This is a genomic window from Gryllotalpicola sp. (genome assembly GCF_027352875.1).
Lineage (GTDB): Bacteria > Actinomycetota > Actinomycetes > Actinomycetales > Microbacteriaceae > Gryllotalpicola.
In genome coordinates, this window is the sequence record NZ_DAIEII010000066.1 from 15,561 (window position 1) to 35,399 (window position 19,839).

General features: G+C 70.2%; 20 protein-coding genes. 16 read left to right on the forward strand and 4 right to left on the reverse strand.

What is annotated here, in order from left to right:
- The first annotated feature begins 75 nt into the window (after positions 1-75).
- On the forward strand, positions 76-924 hold the full coding sequence (locus tag M7D61_RS08055) for a hypothetical protein (protein ID WP_298229317.1): 849 nt from the start codon (positions 76-78) through the stop codon (positions 922-924).
- A gap of 16 nt (positions 925-940) precedes the next feature.
- Here M7D61_RS08055 and M7D61_RS08060 read toward each other — a convergent pair whose 3' ends face one another.
- Complete coding sequence (locus M7D61_RS08060; RefSeq protein WP_298229319.1) at positions 941-2,131, reverse strand: helix-turn-helix domain-containing protein; 1,191 nt, start codon at positions 2,129-2,131, stop codon at positions 941-943.
- A gap of 203 nt (positions 2,132-2,334) precedes the next feature.
- On the reverse strand, positions 2,335-2,967 hold the full coding sequence (locus M7D61_RS08065; RefSeq protein ID WP_298229321.1) for a hypothetical protein: 633 nt from the start codon (positions 2,965-2,967) through the stop codon (positions 2,335-2,337).
- Positions 2,968-3,040: 73 nt separating this feature from the next.
- Between M7D61_RS08065 and argS the strand changes: the two genes are divergently transcribed.
- From argS to M7D61_RS08110, 9 genes are all read left to right on the forward strand, one after another.
- Complete coding sequence (gene argS / locus M7D61_RS08070; RefSeq protein WP_298229323.1) at positions 3,041-4,708, forward strand: arginine--tRNA ligase; 1,668 nt, start codon at positions 3,041-3,043, stop codon at positions 4,706-4,708.
- Between the two features lie 2 nt (positions 4,709-4,710).
- Positions 4,711-6,111: a diaminopimelate decarboxylase gene (gene lysA, locus M7D61_RS08075; protein WP_298229324.1), complete on the forward strand. Its 1,401-nt coding sequence runs from the start codon at positions 4,711-4,713 to the stop codon at positions 6,109-6,111.
- Entirely contained in the window at positions 6,111-7,421 is a 1,311-nt protein-coding gene (locus tag M7D61_RS08080; protein WP_298229326.1) for a homoserine dehydrogenase, read from the forward strand. The genes lysA and M7D61_RS08080 overlap by 1 nt, the downstream gene beginning before the upstream one ends.
- A 1-nt stretch (position 7,422) precedes the next feature.
- Positions 7,423-8,502, forward strand: coding sequence for a threonine synthase (gene thrC / locus M7D61_RS08085; protein ID WP_298229328.1), 1,080 nt, complete (start codon positions 7,423-7,425; stop codon positions 8,500-8,502).
- Positions 8,499-9,422, forward strand: coding sequence for a homoserine kinase (gene thrB / locus M7D61_RS08090; protein ID WP_298229330.1), 924 nt, complete (start codon positions 8,499-8,501; stop codon positions 9,420-9,422). The genes thrC and thrB overlap by 4 nt, the downstream gene beginning before the upstream one ends.
- A 215-nt stretch (positions 9,423-9,637) precedes the next feature.
- Entirely contained in the window at positions 9,638-11,452 is a 1,815-nt protein-coding gene (gene rho, locus M7D61_RS08095) for a transcription termination factor Rho (RefSeq protein WP_298229406.1), read from the forward strand.
- Positions 11,453-11,533: 81 nt separating this feature from the next.
- On the forward strand, positions 11,534-12,613 hold the full coding sequence (gene prfA / locus M7D61_RS08100; RefSeq protein WP_298229332.1) for a peptide chain release factor 1: 1,080 nt from the start codon (positions 11,534-11,536) through the stop codon (positions 12,611-12,613).
- A gap of 120 nt (positions 12,614-12,733) precedes the next feature.
- A complete protein-coding gene (locus tag M7D61_RS08105) occupies positions 12,734-12,937 on the forward strand; it encodes a hypothetical protein (protein WP_298229354.1) in 204 nt (67 codons plus the stop codon).
- A 49-nt stretch (positions 12,938-12,986) separates the two neighbouring features.
- A complete protein-coding gene (locus M7D61_RS08110) occupies positions 12,987-13,118 on the forward strand; it encodes a hypothetical protein (protein WP_298229356.1) in 132 nt (43 codons plus the stop codon).
- A gap of 4 nt (positions 13,119-13,122) precedes the next feature.
- On the opposite strand, the gene cysE is transcribed toward M7D61_RS08110, so the two are convergent.
- Together cysE and cysK are read right to left on the reverse strand one after the other, a co-directional pair.
- On the reverse strand, positions 13,123-13,665 hold the full coding sequence (cysE, locus tag M7D61_RS08115; RefSeq protein ID WP_298229357.1) for a serine O-acetyltransferase: 543 nt from the start codon (positions 13,663-13,665) through the stop codon (positions 13,123-13,125).
- Between the two features lie 8 nt (positions 13,666-13,673).
- Positions 13,674-14,615 (reverse strand): cysteine synthase A, encoded by a 942-nt coding sequence (cysK, locus tag M7D61_RS08120; protein WP_298229359.1) that lies wholly within the window; start codon positions 14,613-14,615, stop codon positions 13,674-13,676.
- Positions 14,616-14,641: 26 nt separating this feature from the next.
- Here cysK and prmC point away from each other — a divergent pair, with 26 nt between their 5' ends.
- The 6 genes from prmC to M7D61_RS08150 all read left to right on the forward strand — a co-directional run bounded on the left by prmC (position 14,642) and on the right by M7D61_RS08150 (position 19,762).
- Positions 14,642-15,517, forward strand: a complete 876-nt coding sequence (gene prmC / locus M7D61_RS08125; RefSeq protein WP_298229361.1) for a peptide chain release factor N(5)-glutamine methyltransferase — start codon at positions 14,642-14,644, stop codon at positions 15,515-15,517.
- A 63-nt stretch (positions 15,518-15,580) separates the two neighbouring features.
- Entirely contained in the window at positions 15,581-17,179 is a 1,599-nt protein-coding gene (locus tag M7D61_RS08130) for a S1 family peptidase (RefSeq protein ID WP_298229362.1), read from the forward strand.
- 57 nt (positions 17,180-17,236) lie between these two features.
- Positions 17,237-17,560 (forward strand): hypothetical protein, encoded by a 324-nt coding sequence (locus M7D61_RS08135; protein ID WP_298229364.1) that lies wholly within the window; start codon positions 17,237-17,239, stop codon positions 17,558-17,560.
- Positions 17,509-18,198 (forward strand): L-threonylcarbamoyladenylate synthase, encoded by a 690-nt coding sequence (locus M7D61_RS08140; RefSeq protein ID WP_298229366.1) that lies wholly within the window; start codon positions 17,509-17,511, stop codon positions 18,196-18,198. The genes M7D61_RS08135 and M7D61_RS08140 overlap by 52 nt, the downstream gene beginning before the upstream one ends.
- On the forward strand, positions 18,195-19,334 hold the full coding sequence (locus M7D61_RS08145) for an MraY family glycosyltransferase (RefSeq protein ID WP_298229368.1): 1,140 nt from the start codon (positions 18,195-18,197) through the stop codon (positions 19,332-19,334). The genes M7D61_RS08140 and M7D61_RS08145 overlap by 4 nt, the downstream gene beginning before the upstream one ends.
- Positions 19,331-19,762 (forward strand): hypothetical protein, encoded by a 432-nt coding sequence (locus M7D61_RS08150; protein WP_298229370.1) that lies wholly within the window; start codon positions 19,331-19,333, stop codon positions 19,760-19,762. Before M7D61_RS08145 ends, M7D61_RS08150 begins: the two co-directional genes overlap by 4 nt.
- Positions 19,763-19,839 lie beyond the last annotated feature (77 nt).

A 19,839-nucleotide genomic window follows, 5' to 3' on the forward strand; every position in this document is an offset into this window, starting at 1 on the left:
GCAGCGGACATCCCCATATAGAACAGCAGTGATCGCACGCTTCGATCCGATCGGACCCGAGAGAGACGAGTTCCCGTGACTCTGACCGAGTTGACTCCCCGCGTGAAGGACGGCGCCCCCGCCGTCCGTCGCGCGGCTGCCTGCGACCAGGCCGAGTTGACTGCGCTCGCCCACGCGCTGCACGCTGACCACCGCGCGCCGATCGAGCGCTTCTTCCAGCTTCCGTCCGAGCAGCAGGCCCGCCACATTTTCCTCGTGGCCGAGCACCTTGGCCGGATCGTGGGCTACGTCTTCACAAGCCCGCGCGTGCTGCCACGCGAGGGCGACTGTGCCGACCAGGCCGACGCCGACCAGGCCGACGCCGACCAGGCCGGTGCCGACCAGTGGGACCACAACACCGCCGTCCTGCGCCAGCTCGCCGTGTTGCCGTCGTACCGTGCAGGCTGCGTGAGCGCCGACCTGCTCGGCACGGCGATGAGCGAAGCCGCTGCACTGTGGTACTCGCAGATCATCGCCTACGTCGAGCCTGGCGACGCCGAGGTCTACGCGTCGGCCGGCTGGTCGGTAGGCCGTCCCGGTTGCAGTTGGTCGTGGCTCGAGCGCTCGCACGACCTCGACTCGGACCACCCCGAGTGCGTCGACGTCGTTCTCATGACGGAGGCGCCGGATTCCCCGCGCGTTTCGCTCGCACGATTCGAGATCGTCGGTGACGAGTACCTCGCCGTCGGGCACCGTCTCGACTCAGCCCACGCGCGGTCCTCCGCGCTGAAGATCATCGCAGACGCCTTCGTGGGCGGTGACCGGCCCTCGTGGCTGTACGCCCTCGCGTCGGAGCGCGGTCTTCTCGATAATGTCGGTGCCCTTGCGCACCTGACCACCCGCCGGCCGTTCGCCGCTGCGGGTACGCAGTCGCGCGTCGCCTAGGGGTGGGCTGGCGCGACTAGGGATGCTGCGGGCGAGGCGATAGCCGCCTCGCCCGCAGCGCCGCGTAGAGCTCAGCCGACTCCTTGGGGTCGGAGACCGAGCGGCTGGTGAGGTCTGCGATGCGGCTCAGCCGGTTGAGGACCGTGTTGCGGTGACAGTGCAGCGCCGCTGCCGCCGCTGCCGAGGATCCGCCGTTGTCGAACCAGGCCTCGAGCGTGTCGACGAGGGCTGCCGCGTCGCGCTGATCGAGCCTGTCGAGGCCGGCGAAGACCGTCGTCGCATACTCGAGAGTGCGCTTGTCATTCGACGCGAGCAGCGCGTCGAGCGGCGCATTTCCATACTGGGTTGTCCCGGCCGCGCCGGGCGGCAGGCACTTCAGCGCCGTCTTCGCCTGGCGCTGCGCTTCAGGGGCCTCGCCCAGCGCGGCGAAGGGTCGGCTCACCCCTACCCGCGCCCTGGCGGTGAGGTGCAGTTCGTCGACGACGGCGTGGATCGCCTCGGGGGTGGCCGCGGCGAGCAATCCGATGTGCTCCTCGGCCGACTGCACCCACGTCGCCGTGACGGCGCGGCCGTGCGAGCGGCTCCCGACGACCGGGGGAGGGTCGCCCTGGCCGCTGAGCTCCGCGACGACGACGACGAACGAGGCCTTGCCCGGCAGGTCGAGGATGTGCCGCACCGTGCCCTGGCTCGCCGCGCCGTCGCCGTTGAGCAGACCCATGAGCGTCACGCGCCTGGTCTGCTCGTCGCGCCGCCCGCGCTCATCGAGGACGGAATAGTACGCCTCGGCGGATGCCGTCGAATAGCGGTCGATGGTGTGCCAGAGCGACGTCGACAGCGCAAGCATGTCACCCGGTTCGGTGTTGTCGCCGGCGAGCGTGACGAGCTCCTGCCACATCCGCAGCCCGGCGAGGCGGTAGGCGTGGAGCACGCTGGCGAGCGGCACCCCCAGTTCGGCGTTGTAGTGGCCGGAGGCCTGGGCGGGCTCGACGGAATCGGGCCGCCCGGCGAGCGCGGCCGTGATCTGCCGCAGGTTGTCGATGGCGTGCTCGCGGATCGTGTCGTGCGTGAGCACCGCGTTCGGGAATCGCCGATAGGCCGCCTCGGCCTTGAGGATGTCGGCGGTGACCTCGTCGGCGACACTCTCGAGCGCACTCTCGAGCGCGGCGATCGGCGCGGGTGCGGTCGGGGAGGCGGTGGTGCCGGACATCGGAGCGAGGCTAACCCGAGACTGTGCCGGCGCACAACGAAAACCACCCGATTCGATGCCGGCCCCTGTTGTCGCCGGGCGGCGGGCAGGGACACTTGTCCGTGTCGCCGCCGCGCCCGGCTCTACCTCATCACCGCCACCCCTGCCGACGAGAGCGTTCGAGGCGTCGCGCCACCCCTGACGATGCGAGGGCGCTGCCCGCGCTACGGCAGGTTCTTCTCCACGTCGGCGACGATCTCCTCGGCATCGCCCGGCTCCTGGAACATGTTCGAGTCGACGACGATCCAGTAGCCGTTCGTGAAGACCTGTGCCGTACCGGTGTCGGCACTGAAGTAGCCGGTGGTGCCTGCGTCGGTGCCGTAGGTCGGTACGACCCGCGACTTCTCGGCCGCCTGTCCGCTGTAGAGGGTGTAGTCGTCGGGCGACGGCTTGGCGACGGCGATCTCGACCCTGCCGCCGTCGGACTGGCTCGCCCAGCCGCAGGCGACGCCGCTGGCAGTGATGACCTGCGCCGCGAGAGAACCTGCTGCGGTGGCGTAGGAGGGGTTCGGTCCGAAGTTCGGGTTGAACGAGTACACCTGGTCCGAGGTCCAGAGCTGATCGCAGGCCAGGGCGATCGGCACGGCGGTCTGGGTGGGCGGCGCGCTGGTCGCCGTCGCGGTCTCGGTGGGCGTGGCGGAGGTAGTCGCGGTGCCGGTCGGCGAGGCGGAATCCGCCGACGGCGGGGTCGTCCCACCAGGGAAGAAGACCGAGCATGCGGAGAGCAGCAGCACGCTCGCCGCGCCCAGCGCGATGACGGGGATGGTGCGGCGGAGAAGGGGCTGGAGCCTGCTCATACCGTGAGCGTAGGCGAGGGCGCCGCGCGCTCGCCGACCGGCACGCCAGATGCCGCCGATAGAATCGAGGGTCGTGACTCCCGCAGACCTCCAGGCCGCTCTGTTCGCGCTCATCGACCCCATCGTCGAGCGCGTCCGCGAGGCCGGTGTCGAGGTCGCGCTGGCGCCCGAGGACGTGGTCCTCGAGCGCCCCAAGAATCGCGAGCACGGCGACTGGGCGACCTCCATCGCCCTCAAACTCGCCAAACCGCTCGGCACGAACCCGCGCGACCTGGCCGCCGAGGTCGCGGCCGGCGCGACGGGCATCCCGGGCGTGGCATCCGCTGAGGTCGCCGGCCCCGGTTTCATCAACCTGCGACTGGATGCCGCGGCGGCGGGCGCCCTTGCGAAGACCATCGTCGAGGCGGCCGAGGCATACGGTCACGGCCACCTCTACGACGACGTGACGATCAACCTCGAGTTCGTCTCCGCGAACCCCACCGGCCCGATCCACATGGGCGGGGTGCGCTGGGCGGCCGTCGGCGACAGCCTTGCCCGTATCCTCGCCGCCGAGGGCGGGCTCGTCACGCGCGAGTACTACTTCAACGACCACGGCTCGCAGATCGACCGCTTCGCCCGCAGCCTGCTGGCGAGCCACCTTGGCGAGCCCACTCCCGAGGACGGCTACGGCGGCGCGTACATCTCCGAAATCGCCGACCAGGTCGTCGTCAAGTACGACGGCGACTTCGCCGCATTGAGCCGCGACGAGCAGCAGGAGGTGTTCCGCTCGATCGGCGTGACCCTCATGTTCGAGGAGATCAAGCAGAAGCTCCACGACTTCGGCGTCGACTTCGACGTCTACTTCCACGAGGACTCCCTGCACGAGTCCGGCGCTGTCGACAAGGCGATCGCGCACCTGCGCCAACTCGGCCACATCTACGAGAAGGACGGCGCCACCTGGCTCGCCACGACGAAGTTCGGCGACGACAAGGACCGCGTCATCATTCGCTCCAACGGCGAACCCGCCTACATGTCGGGCGACCTCGGCTACTACCGCAACAAGCGCGACCGCGGCTTCGAGCAGAACATCATCATGCTCGGTGCCGATCACCACGGCTACGTCGGCCGCATGATGGCGATGGCGGCCGCCTTCGGCGACACTCCGAACGTCAACCTGCAGCTGCTCATCGGGCAGATGGTCAACCTCCTCAAGGAGGGCCAGCCGGTGCGCATGAGCAAGCGCGCGGGCAACATCGTCACCATCGACGACCTCGTGGACGCGGTGGGGGTGGATGCCGGCCGCTACGCCCTGGTGCGCTCCTCGAGCGACACCCCGCTCGACCTCGACCTCGACCTGCTCGCCAAGCACAGCAACGACAATCCCGTCTACTACGTGCAGTACGCCCACGCGCGCACGGCCTCCGTCGCGCGCAACGCCGCGGCAGCCGGCGTCGACCGCAGCGCCTTCGCGCCCGAACTGCTCGTGCACGAGACGGAGGCCGCGCTGCTCGGCGCGCTGCAGGAATTCCCGCGCACCGTCGCCCACGCCGCCGAGGTGCGCGAGCCGCACCGGGTCGCCCGCTACCTCGAAGAGGTCGCCGGGCTCTACCACCGCTGGTACGACGCCTGCCGGGTCATCCCGCAGGGCGACGAGCCGGTGGGCGATGTCCACCGCACCCGCCTGTGGCTCAACGACGCCGCCGGCCAGGTCATCCGCAACGGCCTCGGCCTTCTCGGCGTCAGCGCGCCCGACAGGATGTAGCCATGCCCGAAAGCCCCCTCGCCCCCGACTGGCTGCGCCTGCCCGACGACGCCAACGCGCTCGACGGCGCGGTGTGGCCGGCGTCCGCCGCGCGCGACGCCGCCGGCATCCTCTCGGTCGGCGGGGCCGCGACGACCGAACTCGCGGCGCGCTTCGGCACCCCGCTCTACGTCCTCGACGAGGGGATGGTGCGGGCGCGGGCGGTGCGCGTGCGCGAGGCGCTCGAGACGGCCTTCGCCGAGGTGGGCGCCGCGGTGCGCGTCTACTACGCGGGCAAGGCGTTCCTCTCGACCGCGGTCGCCCGGTGGGTGACCGAGTCCGGGCTCGGCATCGACGTGTGCACCGGGGGAGAGCTCGCCGTCGCCCTCGCGGCGGATGTCGAGGCATCCCGCATCGGACTGCACGGCAACAACAAGTCGCTCGCCGAGATCGACCGCGCCGTGGGCGCGGGCGTCGGCACCATCATCATCGACTCGCTGCAGGAGATCGAGCGTGTGGCGGATGCCGCGAGCCGCCACTTCCGCCGCCAGCGGGTACGGCTGCGCGTGAGCACCGGTGTGCATGCCCACACCCACGACTTCCTCGCCACGGCGCACGAGGACCAGAAGTTCGGCATCCCGCTCGCGCAGGTGCCGGGCGCCGTCGCATTCCTTCGCAGCTTCGCCAGTCTCGAGTTCGTGGGCCTGCACTGCCACATCGGCTCGCAGATCTTCGGTTCGGAGGGCTTCGCCGAGTCCGCCCGCCGCCTCGTCGCGGTGCACGCCGACCTGCTCGAGGGCGGTCCGGTGCCCGAGCTCAACCTTGGCGGCGGCTTCGGCATCGCCTACACCGCGGCCGACGACCCCGAGCCCATCGAGGCGCTCGCCGCCGACATCGCACGCGCCGTCGCGGGGGAGTGCGCCGAGCGCGGCATCCCCGTGCCCACCGTCTGCTTCGAGCCCGGCCGCTGGGTCGTCGGCAACGCCGGCATCACCCTCTACGAGGTCGGCACCACCAAGCCCGTCGAGGTGTCGCTGGCGGGCGGCGAGACCGCGATCCGCCTCTACGCGAGCGTCGACGGGGGCATGAGCGACAATGTGCGCCCCGCACTGTACGGTGCCGACTACGGCGTGCGGATCGCCTCCCGCACCTCGGCGGCCCCGGCGCAGCTCGTGCGCATCGCAGGGCGCCACTGCGAGTCGGGCGACATCGTCGTGAACGCCGACTACCTGCCGGGCGATGTGCGGCCCGGCGACCTCGTCGCCGTGCCCGCCACCGGCGCCTACTGCTGGTCGCTGTCGAGCAACTACAATCACAGTGCCCGCCCCGCCGTCGTCGCGGTCCATGCCGGCACCGCTCGCGTCATCGTCCGCGGCGAGACCGAGGCCGACCTGTTGTCCCGTGACGTCGGAGCCGTCCGCTGATGATCGAATATCGCACTCTGCGCATTGCCCTCCTCGGCGCGGGGACGGTCGGCGCCCAGGTCGCGAAGCTCCTGCTGGAGGGCGGTGACGAGCTCGGCGCACGCGTCGGCGCCCGCCTTGAGCTCGTCGGCATCGCCGTGCGCGACCTCGACGCGAAGCGAACCGTTGACCTGCCTCGCGAGCTCCTGACGACGGACGCCGAGCGCCTTGTCCTCGGTGCGGACATCGTTGTCGAGCTCTTGGGCGGCATCGAGCCGGCCAAGACGCTCATCCTCAAGGCGCTGAATTCGGGCGCAGACGTCATCACGGGTAACAAGGCGCTGCTCGCCGAGCACGGCCCCGAGCTCTTCGACGCCGCCGAGCAGGTCGGCGCGCAGCTCTACTACGAGGCGGCCGTCGGCGCCGCCATCCCGATCATCCGGCCGCTGCGCGAGAGCCTCGCGGGCGATCGCATCCAGCGCATCTTCGGTATCGTCAACGGCTCGACGAACTTCATCCTCGACCGGATGACCGAGCACGGCGCAACCAAGGACGAGGCGATGAAGCTCGCCTTCGAGCTCGGCTATCTCGAGGCCGACCCGACACTCGACGTCGACGGCTACGACGCCGCGCAGAAGGTCGCAATCCTGGCCGGCCTCGCCTTCCACACCGCCGTGCCGCTCTCGGCGGTGTACCGCGAGGGCATCGGGGATGTCACCCCTGAGGTCGTCGAACGCGCCAGGTCGCTCGGCTACGTCGTCAAACTCCTCGGCATCTGCGAGCGCGTCACCACCGCCGACGGCCTCGAGGGCGTCTCGGCGCGGGTGTACCCGGCCCTCGTGCCGCAGCAGCACCCGCTCACGGCGGTCCACGGCGGTAACAACGCAGTGTTCGTCCAGGCCGAGGCCGCCGGCGACCTCATGTTCTATGGCGCCGGCGCGGGCGGATTGCAGACCGCGTCAGCCGTCCTCGGCGACGTGGTCTCGGCGGCGCGTCGCCATATCGCGGGCGGGCCGGGGGTCGGGGAATCCACTCACGCCAAGCTGCCGCTGCTCGGCATCGAATCTGCGCGCACCCGCTACCTCATCACCCTGCGTGTCGCCGACGAGCCCGGCGTGCTCGCGACGATCGCCTCGATCTTCGCCGAGCAGGGCACGTCGATCGAGACCGTGCAGCAGACCGCTGCGGCGGGCGCGGACGCCCCGACCGCGAGCCTCGTCATTGGAACCCACCATGCCCTCGAGGCCGCGCTCGCCGCGACTGTCGAGGCGTTGCGCGCGAGCAGCGTCGTCACCGACGTCGCCAGCGTGCTGAGAATCGAAGGAGCCTGAGATGACGCATCAGTGGCAGGGCGTGCTGCGCGAGTACGCCGACCGCCTCGACGTGACGGACGCCACTCCGATCGTCACCCTCGGCGAGGGCGGCACCCCCCTCATCCCCGCGCCGGCGCTGAGTCGCCGCACCGGGGCGCAGGTGCACATCAAATTCGAGGGGATGAACCCCACCGGCTCCTTCAAGGATCGCGGGATGACGATGGCGATCTCGAAGGCCGTCGAGCATGGCGCGAAGGCTGTCATCTGCGCCTCGACCGGCAACACCTCGGCCTCCGCCGCCGCCTACGCCGCCTACGCCGGCATCCAGTCCGTCGTCCTCGTGCCCGAGGGCAAGATCGCGATGGGCAAGCTCAGCCAGGCGATCGTGCACGGCGCCCAGTTGCTGCAAGTGCGGGGCAACTTCGACGACTGCCTGCAGATCGCGCGCGAGCTGTCGGCGAACTACCCCGTGCACCTCGTCAACTCGGTGAACAACGACCGCATCGAGGGGCAGAAGACCGCGTCGTTCGAGATCGTCGACGTGCTCGGCGACGCCCCCGACTTCCACTTCATCCCCGTCGGAAACGCCGGCAACTACACCGCCTATACCCGCGGCTTCGTCGAGGACGCCGAGGCCGGCCGCACGACCAGGCTGCCGCGCATGTTCGGGTTCCAGGCCGTGGGAGCCGCGCCCATCGTGCTCGGGCACCCGGTCAAGGACCCCGACACCATCGCCACCGCCATCCGCATCGGCAACCCCGCCTCGTGGGAGCTCGCGCTCGCCGCGCGCGACACGACGAACGGCTATTTCGGGGCGATCTCCGACTCGACGATCCTCGAGGCGCAGAAGATCCTCGCCGCCGAGGTCGGCATCTTCGTCGAGCCCGCCAGCGCGATCTCCGTGGCGGGGCTGCTCGAGCGCGCCGCCGCGGGCGTCATCCCCGCCGGCGCCGTCGTCACGGTCACGGTCACCGGGCACGGCCTCAAGGACCCGCAGTGGGGCCTGCGCCTCGCCGACGGCTCCGAGGCGAAGCCCACCGTCGTCGCGGTCGACGTTGCGGCGGTGGCCGATGCGATCGGCCTGAAGGCGAACGCGTGAGCGTCCCCGCCGGCCGGGGCGTGCACGTGCGCGTTCCGGCTACGACCGCCAACCTCGGCCCCGGATTCGACACCCTGGGCCTGGCGCTGTCGGTCTACGACGAACTCGACGTCACCGCGCGCGCGGACGCCGCCCTCGCCGTCGAGGTGCACGGCGTCGGCGAGGGCGAGATTGCGACGGATTCCTCGAACCTCGTGGTGCGCGCCATCCAGCACGTTTTCGACAGCGTCGGCGAGACGATGCCCGGGCTGACGATCATCGCGCACAACGCGATCCCGCAAAGCCGCGGCATGGGATCTTCGGCCGCGGCGATCGTCGCCGGGATCATGGCGGCGAAGGGCCTGCTCGGCGGCGCCGTCGACCTCGACTCGGCCCGGCTGCTCCGCCTCGCGGCCGAGATGGAGGGGCATCCCGACAACGTCGCCCCTGCGCTGTTCGGCGGGCTCACCATCGCCTGGGTCGAAAACGGCGCGCCGCAGTTCAAGAAGCTCAGCGTCCACCGGGGTGTCTCACCGGTCGTGTTCGTGCCCGCCCAGGTGATGTCCACTTCCCTCGCGCGCTCGCTGCAGCCGGAATCCGTGCCGCACGAGGACGCGGTGTTCAATGTCTCGCGGTCCGCGCTGCTCATCGCCGCGCTCATCCAGAGCCCGGAGCTGTTGCTCGCCGCCACCGAGGACAAGCTGCACCAGAGCTACCGCGCGTCGGCGATGCCGGAGGCCAGCAGCCTCGTCACGCTGCTGCGCTCGTACGGCTTCGCCGCCGTCATCTCGGGCGCCGGCCCCTCGGTTCTCGTGCTGTGCTCCGACCCGGCGCAGCGCCTTGCGGCCGCCGATCTCGTCGAGCGCGAGGCGAGCGCGCCGTGGCAGCCGTACCTGCTCGCCGTGGACGTCAGGGGCGCGACGGTCACGCCGGTCGAGTAGCCGGTGCTAGCATTGGGATATCACCCGCGGGCTTCGGACCGAGGCCTGTTCTTCGGGTGAATCCCCCAGTAACACCCGCAGTCGAGCGGCTCAGCTCTGATCGGCGCTCGCGGCCGAAGCCGGCCGAAACGTCGAAGCCCGGATACCCCATCCGAAAGCCGCTGCGCGTGCGAAGTGCCCGACGAGGCCGCACCCGCGCCCGTTGGAGAAAAGGAATCCCAGTGACTGACACCACCACCGCAGAGATCAACATCGCGCGCCTCAAGGTCGCGGAGCTTCAGGAGGTCGCGGCTACCCTCGGCATCGAGGGCGCGGGCAAGCTCCGCAAGCCGGAGCTCATCGCGGCCATCCAGGCGGCGCAGGCCGACGCATCCGGCGTCACCGTCTTCGAGGAGGCCCCTGCACCCGGTGCCGATGTGGAGCCGCCCCCCCTCGCCGACCTCCTGCCTCCGCGCCGCTCGCGTCGCGCGACGAGCGCCGACCTCGGTGCCGTCGCCGCCAGCGACCACGTCACTGCGAGCGTCGAATCGCTGCTGCCGGCGCTCGACGCTCTCAGCGAGGCGAAGGACGGCGATGCCGAAGGTGAAGGCGAAGGCGAGCCCGAGGCGGGCGAACCGGCCGGAACGAGCCGTCGCAGTCGCCGGAACCGGAACCGGAACCGGAACCGGAACCGTGCAGATGGCCCGGCCGGCGAGGGCGAGGCCGACGCCCAGTCCATCGCCCCCCAGAGCGGCCAGGGCACCCAGCGCGGCCAGAACTCGCAGAACGGCGACCAGGGCGATTCCCGCCAGCGCGATCGCAACCGCAAGCGCGGCCCGCTCGGCGAGGATGGCGAGATCGAGCTCAGCGACGACGACGTGCTCATCCCCGTCGCAGGCATCCTCGACGTGCTCGACAACTACGCCTTCGTCCGCACCACGGGCTACCTGCCCGGCCCGAGCGACGTCTACGTCTCGCTCGGTCAGGTCAAGAAATACGGCCTGCGCAAGGGCGATGCTGTCGTCGGCGCCATCCGCCAGCCGCGCGACGGCGAGAACCCGGGGCGCCAGAAGTACAACGCACTCGTCAAGGTCGACTCGGTCAACGGCCAGACCGTCGACCAGGCCCTCGCCCGCGTAGAGTTCGGCAAGCTCACCCCGCTCTACCCGCAGGAGCGCCTGCGCCTCGAGACCGAGCCGAGCAAGGTGACGCAGCGCATCATCGACCTCGTCGCTCCCATCGGCAAGGGCCAGCGTGGCCTCATCGTCGCCCCGCCGAAGGCCGGCAAGACGATCGTGCTGCAGCAGATCGCGAACGCCATCACGACGAACAACCCCGAGGTCCACCTCATGGTCGTGCTCGTCGACGAGCGGCCGGAAGAGGTCACCGACATGCAGCGCACGGTGAAGGGCGAGGTCATCGCCTCGACCTTCGACCGTCCCGCCGAAGACCACACCACGGTCGCCGAGCTCGCCATCGAGCGCGCCAAGCGCCTCGTCGAGCTCGGTCACGATGTCGTCGTGCTGCTCGACTCGATCACCCGCCTCGGTCGTGCCTACAACGTCAGTGCACCCGCGTCGGGCCGCATCCTGTCCGGCGGCGTGGATGCGGCAGCGCTCTACCCGCCGAAGCGCTTCTTCGGCGCGGCGCGCAACATCGAGCACGGCGGGTCGCTGACCATCCTCGCCACCGCCCTCGTCGAGACCGGCTCCAAGATGGACGACGTCATCTTCGAGGAGTTCAAGGGCACCGGTAACAGCGAGCTGCGCCTCTCGCGCCAGCTTGCCGACAAGCGCATCTTCCCGGCCGTCGACGTCAACGCCTCATCCACCCGCCGTGAGGAGATGCTCCTCAGCCCCGACGAGGTCAAGATCACCTGGAAGCTGCGCCGCGCGCTCGCCGGCCTCAGCCCCGAGCAGGCCATCGAGGTCATCCTCGGCAAGCTCAAGGAAACGTCCTCGAACGTCGAGTTCCTCGTGCAGATGCAGAAATCGATGCCGGCCGTTCCGGCGACTGCACACTCGCACGAAGCCGAGCACTCGCGCCGCTGACCGGCGTGCCCACCAAGTACGAGACGTCCCGTCCGGACGGGCGCGTGCGTATCCAACGGGAACGTTTGACGAGGTGATCCGATGTTCGAGTCTGTCAAGGGGCTGCTCGCCGAGCACGATGAGCTGCAGCAGCAGCTCGCCGACCCGGCTCTGCATGCCGACCCGGCGCGCGCCAAGAAGGTCAACCGGCGTTACGCCGAGCTGAGCCAGATCAAGGCTGCCTACGAGCGGTGGCAGCAGCTCGGCGACGACCTGGACGCCGCGCGCGAGCTGGCGAAGGAGGACGAGGCGTTCGCCGCCGAGATCCCCAGCCTCGAGGGGCAGCTCCACGCCGCCGAGGAGAAGCTGCGCCGCCTGCTCATCCCGCGCGACCCCGACGACGGCCGCGACGTCATCCTCGAGATCAAGGGCGGCACCGGTGGCGCCGAGTCGGCGCTGTTCGCGGCCGACCTGCTGCGGATGTACGTCCACTACGCCGAGTCCAAGGGGTGGAAGACCGAGATCCTCGAGCATGACGACACCGACCTCGGCGGCTACAGCAACGTGCAGGTCGCCATCAAGGGAAACTCGAGCGACCCGTCCGAAGGCGTCTGGGCGCACCTCAAGTACGAGGGCGGCGTGCACCGTGTGCAGCGGGTGCCGGTGACCGAGTCGCAGGGCCGCATCCAGACGTCGACGGCGGGCGTGCTCGTGTTCCCCGAGGTCGACGAGCCCGAAGAGGTCGAGATCAACCCGAACGACATCCGCGTCGACGTGTTCCGCTCGTCCGGCCCTGGCGGTCAGTCGGTGAACACGACGGATTCCGCGGTGCGCATCACCCACCTTCCCACTGGCATCGTCGTCTCGATGCAGAACGAGAAGTCGCAGATCCAGAACCGTGAGGCCGCCCTGCGCGTGCTGCGCGCTCGCCTGCTTGCCCGTCAGCAGGAGGAGCTCGAGGCCGCCTCTTCGGCGGCGCGCAAGTCGCAGATCCGGGGGATGGACCGCTCGGAACGCATTCGCACCTACAACTTCCCCGAGAATCGCATCGCCGATCATCGCACCGGCTACAAGGCCTACAACCTCGACCAGGTCATGAACGGCGCCCTCGAGCCCGTCATCGATTCCGCGATCCAGGCCGACGAGGAAGCGCAGCTCGCCGCCCTCGGCGACACCCAGTAGTGCGGACTTCGGCCGGGTCTTCGCTGCATGAATTGCCGTAGAGCTGCGCCGGCGCCCGATATCAGTCCGGAGGCGCTGTTCGTCATTGGTCACGCACTCTCTCGGGTCTAACGTGAGTGGATGACGAATCCGCATCTTCGAGGGCTGTTTCGCTATGGGAACAGCGCAATCATTGTCGGGGTGATCGTGCTGCTCGCTGGTCTGGCCCTGCCAGGGCTGGATGCGATCGCCATCGTCCTCACGGTCACCGGCGCGATGAGCGACATCGCCGGGGTCGCCGTCAGTGCGATCGTGCACGCCTTCAAGGGCGGCGACACGGCCTAGCGAAGAGAGTGCGAGCCGTCAGGTCTGCACGGCGAACGCGTCCGCGACTATGCAGAAGCGACGGTTCAACGCCCAGGACGTTGCGATGCGCTCAGGCAAGACCGCGCGCAACTACCGCGCCGCCATCTGCCTCGCCGCGACCCTCCAGTGGCTCGATACCCCCTCCGGCGGCACGGCTTAGAGGCCTAGATGTAGAAGGCCATGTCGATCGAGGCCGAGCTCCGCACCTGAGCCGGAATGCCGGTGAGCACGCTGCCCGCGGGCGCCGAGCGCACCACGACCGAGTTCGCTCCGATCTGGCTGCCAGCACCGATTTCGATCGGCCCGAGCACCTTCGCGCCGGCGCCGATCGTGACGCGGTCGCCGATGGTGGGGTGGCGCTTCACGCCCTTCGCGAGCGAGCGGCCCCCGAGGGTCACGCCGTGGTAGATGAGCACGTCGTCGCCCACCTCGGCGGTCTCGCCGATGACGACGCCCATGCCGTGGTCGATGACGACCCGCCGCCCGATGGTCGCCGCCGGGTGGATCTCGACGCCGGTCACGGCGCGCGTCCACTGCGCGAGCGCCCGCGCTGGGCCTTTCGCTCCGCCCTGCCACCACGCATGTGCGACGCGGTGCGCCCAGAGCGCGTGCATCCCCGAGTACAGCCAGAACACCTCGGCGCTCGTGCGCGCGGCCGGATCGTTCGTGCGCACCGCCGCGATGTCTTCCCGGATTCTCGAGAACATGCTCGCGTTCAGTCGGCGTCGGCGAGGTGCTTGTACAGCGCGGTCGAGAGGTAGCGCTCGCCGGTGTCCGGGACGAGCGCGACGATGACCTTGCCCTCGTTCTCGGGCCGCTTTGCGATCTCGACGGCGGCTTTCACCGCGGCGCCGGAGGAGATGCCGGCGAAGATGCCTTCCTGCGACGCGAGCAGGCGCGCGGTCTCGAGGGCGTCGTCCGAGCTCACCGGCACGACCTCGTCGTACACGGTGGTGTCGAGTATCTCGGGAATGAATCCGGGCGCGATGCCCTGGATGCGGTGCGGGCCGTGTGCGCCGCCGCGGAACACCGCGGTTTCGGCCGGCTCGACCGCATAGACCTTGATCGCGGGGTTCTGGTCCTTGAGGAAGCGCCCGGTGCCGGTGATCGTGCCGCCGGTGCCGATGCCGGCGACGAACGCGTCGACCTTGCCCTCGGTGTCGGCCCAGATCTCGGGGCCGGTGGTCGTGTAGTGGATGGCCGGGTTCGCAGGGTTCTCGAACTGGCGCGCCCAGATCGCGTTCGGCGTCGCGGCGACGATCTCCTTGACGCGCTCGATCGAGGCGGTGATGCCCTCGGCGCCGGGCGTGAGGACGACCTCGGCGCCGAGCGCGCGCAGCACGAGGCGGCGTTCGCGGCTCATGGTGTCGGGCATGACGAGGATCGTCTTGTAGCCGCGCGCAGCGCCGACGAGGGCGAGGCCGATGCCGGTGTTGCCGCTGGTGGCCTCGACGATGGTGCCGCCCGGTGCCAGCGTGCCCGCGGCCTCGGCCGCGTCGACGATCGCGACCGCGATGCGGTCTTTGACGCTGCTGGCGGGGTTGTAGAACTCGAGCTTCGCGAGCACGGTCGCCCTCGCATCGCCCGGAAGCCGGTTGAGTTTGACGAGCGGAGTGTTTCCGACGGCGGTGGTGATGTTCTCGTGAATCCGGGCCATACGCCCCAGCCTAGAGTTGGCGTGTCATGCGACGTCACACTGTTACGGTCCGCGAAGCGCTCGCCGAGGTGGCCGCGCAGCTGGCCGCCGCGGACGTTTCCACCCCCGAGGCCGACGCCGAGCTCATTCTGGGCCATGTGCTCGACGTGAGTCGGGGCCGCGTGCGGGCGCTTGCGGTGCTGGATTCCCCCCTCGAGGCCGCTCAGCTCGATGCCATCCGCGGCATCGCCGACCGCCGCGCCGCCCGCGAGCCGCTGCAGCACCTCACCGGCCGCGCCGCATTCCGCTCGCTGGAGCTCGCGGTCGGCCCCGGCGTCTTCACGCCCCGGCCGGAGACCGAGCTCACCGCCCAGCTCGCGATCGACGCGCTGCGCGCGGCGCCCACTCCGCAGCCGCGTGCCGCCGACCTCGGAACCGGAAGCGCCGCGCTGGCCCTCGCCCTCGCGACCGAGGTGCCGACGGCGCGCGTCTGGGCGGTCGAGAAGTCGCCGGAAGCCCTGCGGTGGGCGGTCTGCAACGTCACCGCGAACCGCGTCTCGAACGTCGTGGTCGTCGGCGGCGACCTCACCGAGTCGGTTACCCTGGCCGAGCTCGACGGCACCCTCGACGTCGTCGTCTCGAATCCGCCGTACGTCCCGGACGACGCCATCCCGCGCGACCCGGAGGTGCGCCTCTTCGATCCCGCCTTCGCGCTCTACGGCGGTCCGGACGGGCTCGACGTCGTGCGCGGCCTCTCCCTCACCGCCTGGCGCCTGCTCCATCCGGGCGGCGCGCTCGTCATCGAGCACGGCGAGCTGCAGGGTGCCGAGATCCGCGGAATCCTCGCCGCCGACGGCTGGCGCGCCCCTTCGACTCACCGCGACCTCACAACCCGCGACCGGGTGACTACCGCGATTCGATAACCGAACACCGCCGATCAGCCGATACCTCCTGACGTACCACGCGAGCCCAGGAAGGGGTCGTCGATGCGCAGGAAGCGCCAGGGCGTCAGCACGCCGACCCGGGTTCTCGCCTGGTCGACGGCCGCCCTTCTCCCGGCCGCCGCGCTGCTCGCCGTCTCCGTGTCAGGAGCGCTCGGCGCCGCGGTCCACCCGAAGCAGTTCGCCGCGCGCTACGACCCGTCGCAGTTCGCTCCCGCGCGTTATGCCGCCGAGGCCGACGCACTCGGCCCTGGTCTCGCCGCCCAGCTCGAGTCTCAGCTCGGCATGACGACGGCCGAGTACCTCGCCGACACGGCGGCGGCCGCGGCGGCCGTCACCGTCGTCGACTCCCTGCGCGAAGCCGGTGTGCCGGTCGCGGGCTCGCGCATCGACGGCACCCGGCTGACGGTGTATCTCAAGACCGCTGGTGACGAGGAGACGATCCGCGCTGCGGGCGCATCGCCCGTCGTCGGCGACCAGCCCGGGCTGGCGGTGTCGACGACCAGCCGCCTCGCCCGCGCCCAGTCCGGCGATTTCACGAGCCCGATCGACAACGGCGGCGTGCTTGACGGCGGCGACGGCTACTACTTCACCGGAACCGATCCCGGAGGGGCTCCCGGCGCGTGGGTGTGCACGGTGGGATTCCTCGGCCACGACGCCCGCACCCGCCAGAGGCAGTACCTCACCGCGGGCCACTGCGGCTCGCCCAAGGCGAACATCGACACCCCTGACGGGCCGGTGACGCCATACGCCGCCGGCGCCGTCGACGACATGGTGCTCGCGTCGGGTGCTTTCGGCTCGTTCCTCAAGCGCACCTTCGCCTTCGGCGGAGGAGGGGACGCGGGCCTCGTCGCGATCACGAACAGGCAGGCGAGGACGCGCGCCGCGGTGACGACGTGGGCCGGCGGCTGGTCCGACGGCGGTGCGCCCGTGCCCGTCATCGGGCAATCCGCCGGCATCGTCGGTGCCCCGGTGTGCCGTTCCGGCATCACGAGCGGCTGGCAGTGCGGCACGATCATGGGCGTCGACCACGACGAGCTCTACGCGACCGGAGCGCTCGACAAGCACGGCAACCCGGTGTGGGTGCACCTCAACACCGTGGTGACGACGGCCTGTGCGCTGCCGGGCGACTCGGGCGGCCCGATCATGATGGGCGAGTACGCGGTCGGCATCACCTCGCTCAGCGACTGGTACGACTGCTCGGCGAAGAGCCGCAAGGCGAACAGCACGAACATCGCTGCGGGCTACCGCGACGACTCGGTGTTCGGCCCGCATGCCGTGTACTACACCTTCGGATTCCCCATGGTGTCGGCGATCGGAGCGACGAGCGCGCAGTCGCTCTTCGGCTCCACCTGGAGGCTCGACACCTCGCGGGGTGCGGCGGCCGCTCTCAGGGCGTCCGACCCGACCCTCGTCGGAAAGGCGGTCGTCGCCTCACGCCTCACCGTCAGAACCGGGGCCTGGACCAAGGGCACCCGGTTCGGCTACCAGTGGTACGCGAACGGCGCGCCGATCAAGGGCGCGACAGGCCCCGCGCTCGCCATCACCAAGGCGCTGCGCGGCAAGCGCATCATCGTGAAGGTCACTGGCTGGAAGGCCGGCTACCGCACGGTGGTCAAGATCGCCGCGGCGCGGGTGCGGTAGTGGCCGCACCGCCCTGTTCCCAGGCCCTCTTCCCCCTCTCGCCAGGAGAATCGGATGGTGACCGCCGCCGTGCTTCGTGACCGCGGCGCCATCGCGCGCGTCGGCGAAGCGCATGGCGTGGCCCGTCTGCACGTGTTCGGCTCGGCAGTCGCCGACCGCTTCGACCCGGCCTCGAGCGAGGTCGGCTTCCTTGTCGACTTCAAGCCCGGGACCACGAAACTGCTTCACGAATACCTGTCGCTGCGCGCCGACCTCGTGGCTGCCGCCACGTCGCGGCACCCCGCGGCTGAGGTATTCTGCCGGGCTCCGCAACTAGCATGGGAGCCGCGATGCCGATCATCTACGACTGCTCCCAGCCCGAAGAGTTGCTCGCCGGCATGAGGCTGGCGCGCGCGGCGATCCGGCGCGGTCATCTCGCCGTCATCCCGACCGACACGGTCTATGGCATCGCCGCCGACGCCTTCGACGCGAAGGCCGTCGCGAACCTCCTCGAAGCGAAGGGCCGCGGCCGCCAGTCGCCGCCGCCCGTGCTGATCCCCGGCACCGCTCAGCTCGAGGCGCTCGCGGCCTCCGTGCCCGACGAGGTGCGCATGCTCGCCGCGGCGTTCTGGCCAGGCGGGCTCACCATCGTGCTGCCCGCGCAACCGTCGTTGCAGTGGGACCTCGGCGACACCCATGGCACAGTCGCGCTCCGCATGCCGCGCAGCACCGTCGCCCTCGACCTGCTCGCCGAGACCGGCCCGCTCGCCGTCTCGAGCGCGAACAAGACCGGGCTGCCCGCTGCGAAGACCGCGCAGGAGGCGGCGGAGATGCTCGGCGAGGAGATCGCCGTCTACCTGGACGCCGGCCCGTCGGGCGCCGACTACGCCGACGCGGGCGAGGCCGGGGGAGCCTCGACGATCGTCGACGCGACCGGGCTCGCCGCCGGGCTCCCGGTGACGATCCTGCGCCAGGGCGTCGTCTCGGCGGCTGCCCTGCGCGACGTGCTCGGCGACAGGCTGGCCGGCCCCACGCCATGAGGGTTCTGCTGCTCATCGGGGCGGTGTCCGCGGTCGTCACCTTCGGCTTCTCGTTCGCCATCTACCGGCTGGCCATGCGCTTCAAGCTCTACCCGGCGATCCGCGAGCGCGACGTCCACACCCGCCCGACGCCGCGCCTCGGCGGTATCGCGATGTTTCTCGGCATCGCCGTCGGCTTCGGCGGCGCGTTCGTCGTCGCCCGCTACTCGCCGCTCATCCAGGCGGTGCTCGCCGACCCGCGGCCCGTCTTCGCGATCCTCGGCGCCGGACTCCTCATCGTCGTCCTCGGCACCCTCGACGACTTTCTGGACCTCGACTGGATGACGAAGCTCGCCGGCCAGTTCGCCGCAGCCGGCCTCGTCGCCTGGCTCGGCGTGCAGCTGCTCTCGCTGCCGATCGGCGGCATCGTCGTCGGCTCGTCGCTCGCCTCGGTCATCATCACGATCTTCGTCATCGTGCTCGTGATGAACGCCATCAACTTCATCGACGGCCTCGACGGCCTCGTCGTCGGCGTCGCCCTCATCGGCAACGTCGTCTTCCTCGTCTACACCTACTCGATCACGGTGCGCACGAGTCCGCAGAACTACTTCAGCCTCGCCTCGTTCATTACGGTCATCCTCATCGGCGCGTGCATCGGATTCCTGCCGTTTAACTGGCATCCGGCGCGCATGTTCATGGGGGATTCCGGCGCCCTGCTCGTCGGCCTCCTCATGGCCACCTCCGCCATCGCCGTGACGGGCCAGTTCGGGCCGTCCGTGCTCATCCAGAACGTCGGCCGCACCCAGCTGCTCTCGGCGTTCCTGCCGATCGTCCTGCCGTTCGTGATCCTCATCGTGCCGTTCCTCGACTTCGTGCTCGCGGTGGTGCGCCGGGTCTCGGCCGGGCGCTCGCCGTTCACCGCCGACCGCAAGCACCTGCACCACCGCCTCCTCGACCTCGGCCACACCCATCTGCAGGCGGTGTTCATCTTCTACGCCTGGACGGCGGTGGTCTCGGTCGGATTCCTCCTCTTCTCGTTCGCGCCGACCGTGCCGTCGTGGGTCGGTATCGTCTTCCTCGTCGTCGGGTTCGCGGTCTGCGCCGTCATCACCCTCGCGCCGAGGCTGCGCAGGAACACCAAGGAAGAGGCGCTGTGAGTTCGTTCGACACCCATGAGACAGTGCTCCTGCGTTCCATTCGGTGGAACAGCATCGCGGCGCTCGCCATCGCCGTCGGGGGCGGGATCATCGGCTACCTCGCCGTCGGATGGACCGGCGTGTGGAGCGCGCTCGCCGGAGCCGCCGTCGCCGCGTTCTTCGCAATCCTCACCGCGCTGAGCATCCTTCTCACGAACCGGTTCGCGGGGCAACCGTCCTATGTGGTGGTCTTCCTGTCGGTGATGATGGGCGGCTGGTTCGTCAAGCTCGTGCTCTTCTTCGTCATCGCGCTCGTGCTGCGCGGCCAGCCGTGGGCGGATCCGACGGTGCTGTTCTGCTGCGTGATCGTCGGCGTCCTCGCCTCGCTCGTCGTCGACGTCGTGGTCGTCGCGAGGGGACGCGTTCCGTACGTCCTCGACCCGAAGTAGCAGCCTTCAACCGCTCGTTCAGATTTGTCGGGGTGGGAGTTCCCTAGTACGATAAGGGTGTTCCCCCTGCTGTCCGG

What these genes read in the sequence shown, in the direction of transcription:
- M7D61_RS08060 (WP_298229319.1), bottom strand. Translation starts at nt 2,131, where the DNA reads ATGTCCGGCACCACCGCCTCCCCGACCGCACCCGCGCCGATCGCCGCG.
- M7D61_RS08065 (WP_298229321.1), bottom strand. Translation starts at nt 2,967, where the DNA reads ATGAGCAGGCTCCAGCCCCTTCTCCGCCGCACCATCCCCGTCATCGCG.
- lysA (WP_298229324.1), top strand. Translation starts at nt 4,711, where the DNA reads ATGCCCGAAAGCCCCCTCGCCCCCGACTGGCTGCGCCTGCCCGACGAC.
- M7D61_RS08080 (WP_298229326.1), top strand. Translation starts at nt 6,111, where the DNA reads ATGATCGAATATCGCACTCTGCGCATTGCCCTCCTCGGCGCGGGGACG.
- thrC (WP_298229328.1), top strand. Translation starts at nt 7,423, where the DNA reads ATGACGCATCAGTGGCAGGGCGTGCTGCGCGAGTACGCCGACCGCCTC.
- prfA (WP_298229332.1), top strand. Translation starts at nt 11,534, where the DNA reads ATGTTCGAGTCTGTCAAGGGGCTGCTCGCCGAGCACGATGAGCTGCAG.
- M7D61_RS08105 (WP_298229354.1), top strand. Translation starts at nt 12,734, where the DNA reads ATGACGAATCCGCATCTTCGAGGGCTGTTTCGCTATGGGAACAGCGCA.
- M7D61_RS08110 (WP_298229356.1), top strand. Translation starts at nt 12,987, where the DNA reads ATGCAGAAGCGACGGTTCAACGCCCAGGACGTTGCGATGCGCTCAGGC.
- cysE (WP_298229357.1), bottom strand. Translation starts at nt 13,665, where the DNA reads ATGTTCTCGAGAATCCGGGAAGACATCGCGGCGGTGCGCACGAACGAT.
- cysK (WP_298229359.1), bottom strand. Translation starts at nt 14,615, where the DNA reads ATGGCCCGGATTCACGAGAACATCACCACCGCCGTCGGAAACACTCCG.
- prmC (WP_298229361.1), top strand. Translation starts at nt 14,642, where the DNA reads ATGCGACGTCACACTGTTACGGTCCGCGAAGCGCTCGCCGAGGTGGCC.
- M7D61_RS08130 (WP_298229362.1), top strand. Translation starts at nt 15,581, where the DNA reads ATGCGCAGGAAGCGCCAGGGCGTCAGCACGCCGACCCGGGTTCTCGCC.
- M7D61_RS08140 (WP_298229366.1), top strand. Translation starts at nt 17,509, where the DNA reads ATGCCGATCATCTACGACTGCTCCCAGCCCGAAGAGTTGCTCGCCGGC.
- M7D61_RS08145 (WP_298229368.1), top strand. Translation starts at nt 18,195, where the DNA reads ATGAGGGTTCTGCTGCTCATCGGGGCGGTGTCCGCGGTCGTCACCTTC.